The 11,888-nt window shown below is 41.3% G+C and carries 11 protein-coding genes and 1 pseudogene; 7 read left to right on the top strand and 5 right to left on the bottom strand.

What is annotated here, in order from left to right; translation table 11 throughout:
• Positions 1–646 precede the first annotated feature (646 nt).
• Complete coding sequence (locus V7K36_RS00995; RefSeq protein WP_335112444.1) at positions 647–946, top strand: hypothetical protein; 300 nt, start codon at positions 647–649, stop codon at positions 944–946.
• Between the two features lie 248 nt (positions 947–1,194).
• Here V7K36_RS00995 and surE read toward each other — a convergent pair whose 3' ends face one another.
• Positions 1,195–1,875: a 5'/3'-nucleotidase SurE gene (surE, locus tag V7K36_RS00990; RefSeq protein WP_335112442.1), complete on the bottom strand. Its 681-nt coding sequence runs from the start codon at positions 1,873–1,875 to the stop codon at positions 1,195–1,197.
• Between the two features lie 498 nt (positions 1,876–2,373).
• On the opposite strand from surE, the gene psb32 reads away from it, so the two are divergent.
• Positions 2,374–3,111, top strand: a complete 738-nt coding sequence (gene psb32, locus V7K36_RS00985) for a photosystem II repair protein Psb32 (protein ID WP_335112440.1) — start codon at positions 2,374–2,376, stop codon at positions 3,109–3,111.
• A gap of 94 nt (positions 3,112–3,205) precedes the next feature.
• On the opposite strand, the gene V7K36_RS00980 is transcribed toward psb32, so the two are convergent.
• The gene (locus V7K36_RS00980; protein ID WP_335112438.1) at positions 3,206–3,589 is read right to left on the bottom strand and encodes a DUF4346 domain-containing protein; all 384 of its coding nucleotides are present in this window, start codon (positions 3,587–3,589) and stop codon (positions 3,206–3,208) included.
• Between the two features lie 286 nt (positions 3,590–3,875).
• Between V7K36_RS00980 and V7K36_RS00975 the strand changes: the two genes are divergently transcribed.
• The 3 genes from V7K36_RS00975 to V7K36_RS00965 are packed head-to-tail and all read left to right on the top strand — an operon-like array spanning position 3,876 to position 5,724.
• Positions 3,876–4,580 carry a hypothetical protein gene (locus V7K36_RS00975; RefSeq protein ID WP_335112436.1) on the top strand — a complete coding sequence of 235 codons (705 nt, stop codon included), beginning with the start codon at positions 3,876–3,878 and terminating at the stop codon, positions 4,578–4,580.
• Between the two features lie 14 nt (positions 4,581–4,594).
• Positions 4,595–5,227, top strand: a complete 633-nt coding sequence (locus V7K36_RS00970) for a hypothetical protein (protein ID WP_335112434.1) — start codon at positions 4,595–4,597, stop codon at positions 5,225–5,227.
• 26 nt (positions 5,228–5,253) lie between these two features.
• On the top strand, positions 5,254–5,724 hold the full coding sequence (locus tag V7K36_RS00965) for a tetratricopeptide repeat protein (RefSeq protein WP_335112432.1): 471 nt from the start codon (positions 5,254–5,256) through the stop codon (positions 5,722–5,724).
• A 136-nt stretch (positions 5,725–5,860) separates the two neighbouring features.
• Here the strand turns inward: V7K36_RS00965 and V7K36_RS00960 are convergent, their stop codons facing one another.
• Positions 5,861–7,039 carry a GNAT family N-acetyltransferase gene (locus tag V7K36_RS00960; RefSeq protein ID WP_335112430.1) on the bottom strand — a complete coding sequence of 393 codons (1,179 nt, stop codon included), beginning with the start codon at positions 7,037–7,039 and terminating at the stop codon, positions 5,861–5,863.
• Between the two features lie 111 nt (positions 7,040–7,150).
• Entirely contained in the window at positions 7,151–7,891 is a 741-nt protein-coding gene (locus tag V7K36_RS00955; protein WP_335112428.1) for a RibD family protein, read from the bottom strand.
• A gap of 294 nt (positions 7,892–8,185) precedes the next feature.
• On the opposite strand from V7K36_RS00955, the gene V7K36_RS00950 reads away from it, so the two are divergent.
• Both V7K36_RS00950 and V7K36_RS00945 read left to right on the top strand, forming a co-directional pair.
• On the top strand, positions 8,186–10,315 hold the full coding sequence (locus tag V7K36_RS00950; RefSeq protein WP_335112426.1) for an ATP-binding protein: 2,130 nt from the start codon (positions 8,186–8,188) through the stop codon (positions 10,313–10,315).
• 179 nt (positions 10,316–10,494) lie between these two features.
• A pseudogene (locus tag V7K36_RS00945) lies at positions 10,495–10,611 on the top strand (Ycf66 family protein); the annotation flags it as partial.
• Between the two features lie 66 nt (positions 10,612–10,677).
• Here the strand turns inward: V7K36_RS00945 and V7K36_RS00940 are convergent.
• Positions 10,678–11,751 carry a Gfo/Idh/MocA family protein gene (locus V7K36_RS00940; protein WP_335112424.1) on the bottom strand — a complete coding sequence of 358 codons (1,074 nt, stop codon included), beginning with the start codon at positions 11,749–11,751 and terminating at the stop codon, positions 10,678–10,680.
• Positions 11,752–11,888 lie beyond the last annotated feature (137 nt).

Raw genomic sequence — 11,888 nt, 5'->3', positions numbered from 1 at the left:
GCCGTAAGTCAATCGAATATGCTGCCATCTCTAAATAATCTGTTTTTTTACATCTTTCAAGTTTACAATCTTTGTGGCTGGTTTGATATCAAATTACTGTAATTCTTATTCCTTAGATAAATATTTGTTACTAGTGTTTAGTGAATCGTAGAGCCAAATGTTAAACAACAAGGATATAATTATTGGGACTTAATTAGACTAGAAACTTAGCTGAATTAAAAGTATCAATTTTAACTATACCTTTACTTAATTTTGGTTAATTTTTTGGGAAGTACAACTTTGTATAAATTGAAGCTAATTTTAATTAACTATATCTTGCGAGGGGTGACTAATCATTTTAGATATGTAATATCTGGTGAAGACTCTTGATTAAAAATTGCAATCAATTAATTACCTATAGCGGTTCTCAATTGTATGAAATACAGACCACTCGTAGGGGTACAGCAATGCTGTGCCCCTACCGTGTGTTGCATCCATACACTGCTATATAAGTAGCTAAACACAACATTGAGTAGAAGCATCAAATAACAAAATCATACATATTATTGTAATGACAGTGTTCTCTAATGTTTTTACTGGGATTAATTATTTCAATTGGTATTAAGAATTTTACTAAGATGCTCTCTCAAAAATAGGGTGTAAAGAAATGATTTCAGCAGGAGTCGAAGTAAAGATAAATCGCTTAGAATCTATTGTTGAGCAAATTGGGGAAGCAGTACTCTCTACGACTGAGACAATTGAACGTCTTGGAGAAAGATTGGAGACTCTCAGCATTCAAGTCGAAGCACAGGGACAGCAGGTGCAACAGCAAGGCTATCAAATTGTCGCATTGTGTGATGCTGTACAGACTCTTACTGAATCTCAGCATGATTCACTGCAAAAACTCAACCAACTGACACAAACTGTAGATCGGTTTATGTCTTTAATTCAAGCATTAGATGACTAAAATAATTCGTAATTCGTAATTCGTAATTACGTAATTCGTAATTCGTAATTCGTAATTCGTAATGACGCTCGTGGACTCGCTCTAAACGAATCTATGCCGTTGGCGAACGCGAACAGCGTCTCTAAGAGTTGCCTCTCGAACGCGAACAGCGTCTCCCCTTGGGAGAAGAGAAGGCTTTACGCTACGCTAACGTAATTCGTAATAGCCTAAAAACTGGTAACAGTTAACTAGTAACTGTTAACTGAATGTTAAACTCTTAACTGAGTTACCGCGATATTGCCGGAAAAACATACATCCACATCACTACCAGGAGTGCGATCGCGTTTGGCATATTCCCCTACATAATAAAAATCATCGCCTTCAATTCGATAGTTCACGGGCAAAGGTTTAGTACAGGGTTGGCAAAACACCATATTAGGATCTGATTCTCCTGGTTGCAGATGCGGCAGATTCACATTCCAGAAGCTTCCCGGTTCTAGGGGACGCTTGAGTAAGTCCACTAAAACTTCAGCTGTGAATTTGGCGGTCAGATCCCAATCAAAATTCTGCTTGGCTTTGCGATACTGGGAAATGGCAATTCCAGGAATACCGTGCATTGCAGCCTCCCGCACAGCAGCCACTGTGCCAGAAATGTAGACATCGACTCCCAAGTTACCCCCAGCGTTGATACCTGAAAGTACAAATTTGATATCTGCGGCAATTTGTGCTATTGCAATTCTCACACAATCGGCGGGAGTACCTGCGATCGCATACTCATTCTCAGAACGTCGCTGGAGGTTGATGGCACGAGTGGTAGTAACTTGATGTCCACAGCCAGACTGAGGATCAACAGGAGCAACGATAATAACATTTTTGCCGTTTACAGCTTTGAGTAGAGCTTGGATACCGGGGGCATCAATGCCGTCGTCGTTAGTTAAAATTATGGTCATGTATATATTATATTGATATAGATTTACAGCTATTTTCAGGTAAATAGACCACGCAGTAAGGGCACAGCATTGCTGTGCCCCGACGACAGATGTGGTTCAAATACTTGAATTCTGCTGTAAGTAAAATATCAGAAAAATGCAGATATCACCCATGAATGAGTACAAAAGGAAAAACTACTTGCAGATATACCGTTTCCTAATCACATGAGGTACATCATCGCCCCCTCTTCGCTTGCTCTTAGGGGGTTGGGGGTGGGGTTCTTGTACCTCACTCAACCGAGAACCGCTATATGAAAAAATATCGATCATTAAGATATAGTTTCTAGAGGGTTTGCAAATTCCGCCCTCAGAACAAGTTTGTGCAGTCAAAAAATCCTGTAAAATATATATTCTGCTGACAGTAGCAGAAACTTCATACTGGAGAAAACCGGGAACGAGGTGATTTTTACAGTGGTTCTGGTAGTATTTTTGGTGCAAGTCTGTCTTAGGGTTTACACGATGAAACAGCTCCTCAAACAAGTATTTAGCAGTCAGAAACACCTCATCCGGCTAATTTTACCTTTAGTGACGGTTATTTTAGCAGCTTCGCTGTTTGCCGCACCGGCTTTAGCCACAGGTGTGTATCAAATACCTAAGCTCACGGCAGGGAATGACACCTGGATTTTAGATCAAAGTGAAGTCATCAGCCGTCTAAATGAAGGCAAGATTAGCAGCGCTTTCAAGGATTTGGCAAGCCAAACAGATAAGGAAGTTAGAATTGTGACTGTTCGCCGTCTCGACTACGGGGAAACACCGGAAAGCTTCACCAAAGAGCTGTTTAAAAAATGGTTTCCGACAAAGGAAGCCCAAGCTAATCAAACTTTATTGGTTATTGATACAGTTACCAATGGTACTGCCATTCTGACTGGCGATCAAGTCAAGCCTTTACTGACTGACTCTATTGCCGAGAGTGTAGCTACTGAAACAGTAAGTGTACCGTTACGCAATGGTAACAAATACAATCAGGCATTTCTAGATGCAAGCGATCGCCTTGTCGCCGTTCTCTCTGGCAAAGCCGATCCAGGACCACCCCAAATCACTGACAATATACAGGTAGAAGGTACCTTCAAGAAAGCAGAAGAAACCGACCAAGGTAACGCTACTGCTTGGGTAGTAGGATTGTTAATTGCCGCCACCGTTATCCCAATGGCGACTTACTATATCTATCAGATAAATCAGCCATCATCTAATGGGTAATGTCATAGTTAGGAGTTAGGAGTTAGGAGTTTGGAGTTATGAATTTCTAACTCTTAGCTTTTAACTCTTAATTTTTAACTCCTCACTCCTAACTTTAATCCTGAACATACTCTTGCTTTGTGATCAAAGCCACCTCAGCCCGAACAAATTCTCGACCCAAATAAGCTGCATGATCTAATAGAGTTATTGGAGGGGGCTGAGTTTCTTCAAAAATCTTCACGCAAAGTTCTTTCGCCGTCCTGGCGCTAAAGACTATCGTGTGAGTTCGTTCCACCTTTTTTCGCGCCGGAATTACCTTTCCCGTTTCTGGATCGATAGCTAAACCGCGATCGTCAATTACATTTGTAAAATGCTTGGCATAAATGAACCCTGCCTCTCGATCTAAGTAAATAATGAAATATCCACCGGGATCAAGGTCAATATGACGCTGGGAAAGTTTATCATCAATTGCGGCTAAATCTTCAACTATTAAATCCATAAGCATTATAAAAAGAAATTTTCTTTCTTGAGGGTTTTTACACTCTACATCAAGTGTAATTCCTATCTTACTTAGTCTTATTGATATCTTTCAGATATTTTTGATTCCTTTTACTTAAAAGCAAATCAGAGAAGTTGCTATAAATTATACTTTTATCATCAAATGAGCGGCAACCATATTACTGCATGAATTTACTGAAGCCATAGTAATAAAAAAAAACTATATACTCGCCTTGGAATGAAATTTAAAAGTCCTGCTAAAGGCTTACTTACTTCAGTTGCTAATCATGAATTACATCCGAAAAATAGCGCTATTCATCGGGGTAGGAGCTACAGTTGCGATGACTCCGTTTGCTGTTCAAGCTCAAACCTGTGCTAATTCCAGCCAAACACCATTAACTAAAAGCAGACTCGATCAAATTGCAACTAACCAAGGCATACCACTATCTCAAGTTGGAGTAAAATTTGAACGGTTTGCGTTGAGTACACTCAAACCAGGTGATCCCATTGCTCCAAACGGAAGACTTTTTCCTTCACCATTAAGGCAAATAAAAGCTGGTATCGGTAATGTACAACCAGATGGGGTAGTTCCGCTTGTGGTTAACTTGATACCATTTTTTAGTTTCACTTACCCGGATAGCGTCTTTTATGAGTCAAAGGCAGTGCAAAAGACTTTATTACCTCCCAGCCATCAAGATTATCAAATTCTTGGTCACCTAGATATTCTCGATAGGAGTCCTGCAACAGCTAACAATGAAAACCCAGCGATTGTTTTTCTCACCACATCCGATGTCAGAACAATAAGTTCTAAAACAATTGCTGAAGCTACTAATAGGGATATTGGAGTTTGGCATTCCATAGGATGTGAAATTGCACCACCGTCTGGTAATCTTCAGATGGGCAAGACGGAATTATTAAATCCCATTGTGTATATCCTTCCAGGAAGGGTACCTACAGGTTATGGTGGTCCCGGAAACCCTGGTAGAATTTAAAACTATTTACCAAGATGTCAATATATTTTGTCAGAGAAGAAGGTATCCCTCTAGAGCAGCGTAGAGGATTAGAAACAATTGATCGAAATCTTGTGTTTGTTCTTGTTCGAGTATCTGTAGAACAAGTTTCACAAGCATTTAGCACTTTAAGACAAATGAATGTCTGGGTACGCAATGCGTATGAATGCGAAATTGAAATTCAGAATGAAAGCACTTTTGTTTTTCAGCTGCGGGGACATCCCTGGAGCTTAATTTATAAACCCCACATGTCGGCGATACGAATTTACTTAACAGAAGAAGATGCTAGGAATATTTCAGAATTTCTGAGTACTTCTGTTATTTACTACGCTGGCAGCGATACATGCGGCACTATTGAATACCATCTTTACAGTAATGGTATTCTACAAGAAAAACTTTCTTTTGAAGAGGAATTCAAATGCGAATTTCAGTCTCAGCTTCGCCAATTAGAAGCTAGAAGTATTGTAAATCCGTACACATTTACAATGGATTTCATGCGCGAGCAGGACGCTTATATTCCCTGTGTAGTTGAGGTAGAAGAACTATTAGCAGGTCAACATACAACTTTACGTATCGAGGATTTGATGCTTAATGAAGTAGAACGAATGGATTATCTAGCACAACAATAAACTATTAGAATTAGGAGTAATCTAAAATGAAATTAGTAACAAAGCACCTGTCCATTATATTTGGCGTATGTTCTGCGTTTATCATCTTCCCTATAATTCTTGACTCTGTAGCGAAAGCTCAGGAACAATCAGCTTGTCCATCGGGGCAGGTCAAAGATTCAAATGGTTTATGTAGTCCAAGCAGTCAAGGACAAAATTCAGGAACTATGGCGAGTGCACAAGAATTTTTCCGAAGTGGGCGTAAATTGGCTAAACAAGGTCAGTCTCAAGAAGCAATTGGTGAATACACGCGAGCAATCGAGATTGATCCTAACTATGCCGAGGCTTATTTTTATAGAGGTAATACTCTGGCTTTAGAAGGACAACCACAAAAGGGAATTGAAGATTTCCAGAAAGCTGCTGCTATTTTCACTTCAAAAGGAGAATCAGAAAGGGCACAGGCAGTACACCAACACGAAGAAATTATTCGGCGAGGCATTCAAGAGGGTGAATTTTGACGAATGGTAGCACAAATACCGTCTTGATCGCCAACAGTTTAATTTCACAATTTTGAAAATAAGGAAAATTCGCATCTCTTTGCCGAATAAAACTGAATTATTCGGCAAACTCTGCTATGAAAGTAATTCCTTTTCCTCAATCATTTTTCTCACTAAATGGCAACTCTGCATTAATTGCCTCAATCTCCTGCTGTTCGAGTTGATTCACTTCCTTAATATAGGGACGTAAAATTTGTCCTAAACGATTATTGTAAAAGCGGTGCAGACTGTGATTCGGCATAGCCGGGAAACCACGGCGTTTTTTGTGACGCCCGCCCGCGCCAGGGTCAAAAATTTGGATGCCGTTAGCGATCGCCCACTCAATTGGTGCATAATAGCAAGCATCAAAATGTAAGCAATCTATTTCTTGAAAACTCCCCCAATAGCGTCCATAGAGTTTGTCACCTTTAAACAAACAAAAGGACATTCCTAAAGGATGAGAGTTATCTTGTTCGCTATATGCAGCAACAAATAAGACTCGATGGCGATAATCGGTGTGTAGCTGCTCAAAAAACCTCTTCGTGAGATACTTGCTACCCCACCAGCCAAACTTATCACAGGTGTCTGCATAGAACTGGTGCATCAAGGGAAACAAAGACTGAGGAATTTGATCACCACTTAGCGGTTGCAATCTTAAACCTGCTTTCTCCACAGCTTTGCGTTCCCGCTTGATATTGCGGCGCTGATTGGCGTTAAACACTTTCAAGTAATCATCAAAAGTTTTAAAGCCAGCATTTTCCCAGACATAGCTATGGTGCAGCCAAGTTGTAAAACCATGCCGTTCCAGCATCGGACGCCATTGGGGATCGACGTAGAGAAAATGACAGCCAGAAATCCGATTTTTGGAGCAAAAAGTGTCAATCTCATGCACCATCATCGCTGTGATTTCATCCTCATCTTCTCCTGGGGCGATTAAAAACCGATAACCTTCAGCTGGGGTAAATGGTGACATTCCCAGCAATTTTGGGTAATATTGGACTCCGATGCGATCGGCTAACTCTGCCCATTGGTGATCGAAAACAAATTCACCAGAACTATGTCCTTTGAGATAAAGTGGCGCAGCAGCAATCAACGTTCTATCTCGCCACAATGTCAAGTGATTTGGCAACCAACCAGTTTTAGCCATAACACTCTGGGAGGTTTCGAGATTGTTCAGCCACTCCCATTCTAAAAACGGCGTTTTGAGTGGCATTGCCAAAGCATTCCAGGCATTTTGGGGTACTTCAGCGATTTTGTTCGTCCAAACGACAGAATAGCGAGGCTTAAGGTGTTCCACTTTTTAGGGCAGTAGGGAGTAGGGAGTGGGGATTAGGGAGTAGAAGACAAGGGGACAAGACGAATAATCAATCCTCAATGCCCAATGCCCAATAACTTAACTTAGCGTAATCTAATCTCCTGGTCGTTGCAGGCGATAGTGCAAAAACACTTCTTGCTCAACTCTATGAACTTCTAGAAGTTGCAACTTGGGAGCTAAATCGGATAAAAATCCTTTCCCTTCGACGGGTGTGGGTGCGGTATTACCACCTAAAATCAGTGGGCAGACAGTCAGCCATAATTCATCAATTAAATCTAATTCCAGTAAGGAAGCGACTAATTCACCTCCACCCAAGACCACCAAGCGTGTTATATGTAGAGTGGCTAGATGTTTCAAAGCTGCGGGAATGTCAATTTCTCGCGTTGGTGTTTCAAAAACTAGAATTTGCTCAAATTCTGGAGGACATTCCCGTACTCTGGTTTCCATAGTTGAGGGAAGCGTCTGTAAGCGTCCTTTCCATGAAACTGCTCCTGCTGTTGTCGTGAGTAGCCAGCGTCTAACTGGTTGTTTAAAAAAGTGAATTTCCGGATTCAGGTTTGCAGAGTGTGTAGTTACTATATGAACTGGCTGCGGAGGCTTCCCCGCTTGCACCCGAAGTTGCACTAAAGTTGGATCTCTGACGGTGAGTGTTGTTCCGTAGGCGCCCAGAGTACCAGCACCGAATAAAACCGCATCAGCAGCAGCGATTTGTTTTTCTAAGTGTGCTTTATCAACCCTTGAGCCAAATCGAGCAGGCGATCGCCTAAAATCTGCTATTTTGCCATCTGCACTCATTGCTAAAACAACTGTAGTATGAGGACGATGTTGCAACATTAAATTGATTTGATAGTTTTAATATTTTCTTTGATCCTGTGTAGATTCTCAAAAAAATCCATGCCTGCAAGCTACTGTTTTACAATTTCACTACTGTATTCATCTACAACACAAATCGCTTCTACATCTAGTATATATGACTTTTGGTATAAGACGTTTCTTTTTGAATTATAGCAATTTGTTATTTTTAAACATTGAAAATAAAATTCTGATAATCTAATAAAATGTCTCATGTAGCTGGTCTAATTAGATATCTTTGGTGTTGTGGTTTGCAGATGCAAAGTGAGACACTCGATGGCTAATTCCCGCCAATCTTCCTTTCGTCGAATTTTAGTAACGAGAATATTGCTGCTGTTTGTCCCAGTTTTATTTACAGGTGAGATTGTTGCCTTGAATAAGGCACGTTCTAGCATATTGGAAACTGCACGTCAAAATTTAGCAGAAAGCGCTATCAGTAAAGGGGAGAGAATTGGAGATGCGATCGCAATCTTAAAAGCTAATTTGCTGAGTGTAAGTAAAACAACGGTGATTCCGTCGGGTTTGCCGATACAAGAGCAAGAAATTCTCACGCAGTTAAGGCAAGAACTTCCAGCCAATATTGAGTGCATCCAATTAACGAATCTCCTAAACCAGAAGATAATTGCCAGTAGCTGTGGGGATCAAGCTATTGGAGAATTGACATTACCTTTGCCTAGTGACGGAATTGATGTCAAAGCAATCTTCCCGCCAAAGGCAGGAATAACTGGTAAAAGAAACACCCAAAATCAACTGCGATTAGTGTTATCTGCACCAGTCTCTGATAGCCGAAAAAATTTAGTTTACAGCTTAAGTATTCAGTCTGCATTGTACCAACAAACCATAAATCGACCCGGATCGCTCACAGGCGCGATGGTAGTGATTGCTGAAGATGGCACAATTTTGGCGCACCCACTTACAGACTGGGTAGGAACTAATATCAATCAGCACCCAAATGCTTCCCAACTAAAGAGCGTAATTAAAAATGCAATTGCGGGACGAAACGATTCGATAAATTTATCTTTTACGGAGGGGAAAGAATTAGTCGGTGGCTATACAGCTATCGCAAATCCGCTCACCCAACAGCAGCAGGAAAAATGGATAGTCTTAGCCGTCACTAGTGTCGATAATGCGCTTTTTGGTTTACAAGAAATCAAACTAATTCTCATCGTTTTGACAGTTGGTTTGATTGGTGCAAGTTTGTTAGCATCCCTATATCTAGCTCCTTACTTGGCACGTCCTGTAGAAGAATTGCGAGATTACGCTCTCAATATTCACTCTCACCACGCCGCACAACCAGTTCCGCACAATTTTCAAATCAAGGAATTTAATCAACTAGCCCAAGCATTAGACCAAATGGTAGAACGGCTTAAAGCTGGGGCAGAAGAACTGGAAATAGCTTGGAAAGAAGCAAAAACCGCTAACCAGATTAAAAGCCAGTTTTTGGCTACGACTTCTCATGAATTGAGAAATCCATTAAATATTATTATTAACTGTATTCGCCTAGTTGAAGATGGCTTATGTGATGACCGAGAAGAAGAAATGGATTTCCTCAAACGTGCCGATGAAACAACGATTCACTTGCTAGGTATTATTAATGATTTACTCGACATTTCTAAAATCGAAGCAGGTAAGCTTTCAGTCGTCAGCACGCCTGTTGACCTCCGACAAATATTGTTAGAGGTGATTAATCTACAATCAGTTAATGTTCAACAAAAAGGCTTGCAGTTGAAATGTGAGTTAGATCCCCAAGCGATACCAATTAAGGCAGACGCGGCCAAACTGAAGCAGGTGCTGATTAATGTTATCGGTAATGCCACTAAGTTCACCGACACCGGAAGCATCACCATTGCTACAGAACTTCAATATAGTAGTGGTAAATCTCAGGTGGTAGTCGCTGTCAAAGATACAGGTATAGGAATTGATCCAACTCAACAGCACAAACTATTTCGCCCCTTTGTAATGGTGAATGGCACAACCACGCGCCAGTTTGAAGGTACTGGACTGGGATTAGCAATTTCACGAAACTTAATCGAACTCATGGGAGGCAGCATTTCTCTTGAGAGTGCGGGACTTTATCAAGGTACGACACTAAAGATTACCATTCCTTTGATTGATATCTCGCTGTTAGCTATTCCAAAGAAAGAAGAAAATGTCGGCGATTTGGGATTTTCCTCTGAGAATCAGGGGGCAAAAGCAAGCCGCTACCCTAGCTTACAGGAGTCTGGGGAAAGCCCCTCTTTAGAGAGCAACAAATCTGCGAAAGCAGGGGTAGACAACGAGAAGTTTCCGAAGTCTCTGCTGGTACTTCGGAAGGAGACTTGCGAGATTCGTCTTTCGCCGTTACAAACTATTGTGGTAAGTCTTCCAAAAATAGAAGTTTATGCAAATGGGACTTCTGAAAGGTAATAGTCGCTTTGCTCGAATCTCGCTTGAATTTGAGATATTGCACTATAGCAATCCGATCTGATTTCGTTCAAATTCGCACTGTCCAGATTCCCCACTTCTTTGAGAAGTCGGGGATCTAACTTTTCACGAATGATTTCTATTACTATCATCAGATAAAAATCAGAAACCTTTATTTTTATGGTTTTATTTTCATTTTTCAGGGATGGCGACTCGATCCAATTCTACAATTTTGTCAATTGCTATTGGTAATTTTTACTATCTTCTACACTATTGAAAGTATACGAATACGGCGAATTAATGGTTTGTTGGGTTTCACTTCGTTCAACCCAACCTACGATTATCCTTAACCCAAGCGTATTGGTTTATAACGGCTTCAGAAAAACAGGCTTGCCGCCTTGCTCAAGAGATACTGTTAGAGCAGCAAGAGTTTCTACTAACTCAGTGCCTACCCAGCCAGAGGAAACCTCTGAGGGAGTATTGTTGAGGATAGAGACAACAAAGGAGGAGCAAACTCGCCCCAATGGTTCACCTGGTTCTAATTCCAGCACCACCTGCCTTTGATTCACCGGAATAAATTGATTGCCCTGCTGTTCAAACTCCCCATGTAGCAGCATTAGAGGTGACGATCGCGACATTTCATCAAAAATCAAACTACCAAGGCTACCTACAATCCCCAGCCGTCGCTGCTTATCGGTATTCAGCCAGCACAGATGAATATAAGCTTGAAAGCCATCTGGGTATGTCAGTATTAACCATACTAGATCAGCTAAACCTTGAGATGGGGAGTGGGTCAGTTCCCTACTCCCTACTCCCCATTCCCTACTCCCCTCCCCTTGTAGCCATACCGTACCCGTTGCTTGTACTTTCACAGGAATCTGCCCCAACCAAGCGTTAAAGATAGCAATATCGTGAATAGCTAAGTCCCACAGTGCATCAACATCTTGCCGGACAGGCCCCAAATGGGTGCGGGTGGCGTAACCATAGCGTAAATCACCTAATTTACCCGCTTGTACTACAGTTTTTCCTCGCTCAACTGCTGGGTGAAATAAATAAGTATGGTCAACCATAAGTATCAAATCATGCTGCTCTGCTAACTCGCAAAGTTCCCGACATTCTGCTGGGTTGAGAGTTAGAGGTTTTTCTGCCAAAACATGGTATCCCTGTTGGAGAGCGTCTTTAATTAAAGCATAGTGGGTGGTAGCTGGAGTTGCGATCGCTACCCCTATTAACCCTGGTACTTTCTTGATCTCCTGCCACTGCGTTGTTAACAGTACATTTTCATCTAAATTAAACTGCTGCTTTACCGCCGCTAATCGTTCTGGATGTGGGTCTACTACAGCAACTACAATTATTTGGGGTTCTGCTAAGAAATTCCGCAGCAGATGCACTCCCCAACGCCCAACTCCGATGACAGCAATTTTAATTTGGTTTGTCATTTGTTATTAGTCATTAGTTATTAGTCATTAGTCATTTGTATACAGAAGACAAGGCAATACTTCTCGGATAAGGGTTGAGTCGTCCTAGATTCAGATCCCCCCGCCTACGGCGACCCCCTTTTTAAAGGGGTAAAAGA

The sequence above is a fragment of the Nostoc sp. genome (assembly GCF_036919555.1).
Classification (GTDB): Bacteria; Cyanobacteriota; Cyanobacteriia; order Cyanobacteriales; family Nostocaceae; genus Nostoc.
This window is presented reverse-complemented; position numbering and strand designations above follow the sequence as displayed.

Coding starts and splice junctions, on each gene's coding strand:
- V7K36_RS00995 (WP_335112444.1), top strand. CDS start 647: ATGATTTCAGCAGGAGTCGAAGTAAAGATAAATCGCTTAGAATCTATT.
- surE (WP_335112442.1), bottom strand. CDS start 1,875: ATGACCATAATTTTAACTAACGACGACGGCATTGATGCCCCCGGTATC.
- psb32 (WP_335112440.1), top strand. CDS start 2,374: ATGAAACAGCTCCTCAAACAAGTATTTAGCAGTCAGAAACACCTCATC.
- V7K36_RS00980 (WP_335112438.1), bottom strand. CDS start 3,589: ATGGATTTAATAGTTGAAGATTTAGCCGCAATTGATGATAAACTTTCC.
- V7K36_RS00975 (WP_335112436.1), top strand. CDS start 3,876: ATGAATTACATCCGAAAAATAGCGCTATTCATCGGGGTAGGAGCTACA.
- V7K36_RS00970 (WP_335112434.1), top strand. CDS start 4,595: ATGTCAATATATTTTGTCAGAGAAGAAGGTATCCCTCTAGAGCAGCGT.
- V7K36_RS00965 (WP_335112432.1), top strand. CDS start 5,254: ATGAAATTAGTAACAAAGCACCTGTCCATTATATTTGGCGTATGTTCT.
- V7K36_RS00955 (WP_335112428.1), bottom strand. CDS start 7,891: ATGTTGCAACATCGTCCTCATACTACAGTTGTTTTAGCAATGAGTGCA.
- V7K36_RS00950 (WP_335112426.1), top strand. CDS start 8,186: ATGGCTAATTCCCGCCAATCTTCCTTTCGTCGAATTTTAGTAACGAGA.
- V7K36_RS00940 (WP_335112424.1), bottom strand. CDS start 11,751: ATGACAAACCAAATTAAAATTGCTGTCATCGGAGTTGGGCGTTGGGGA.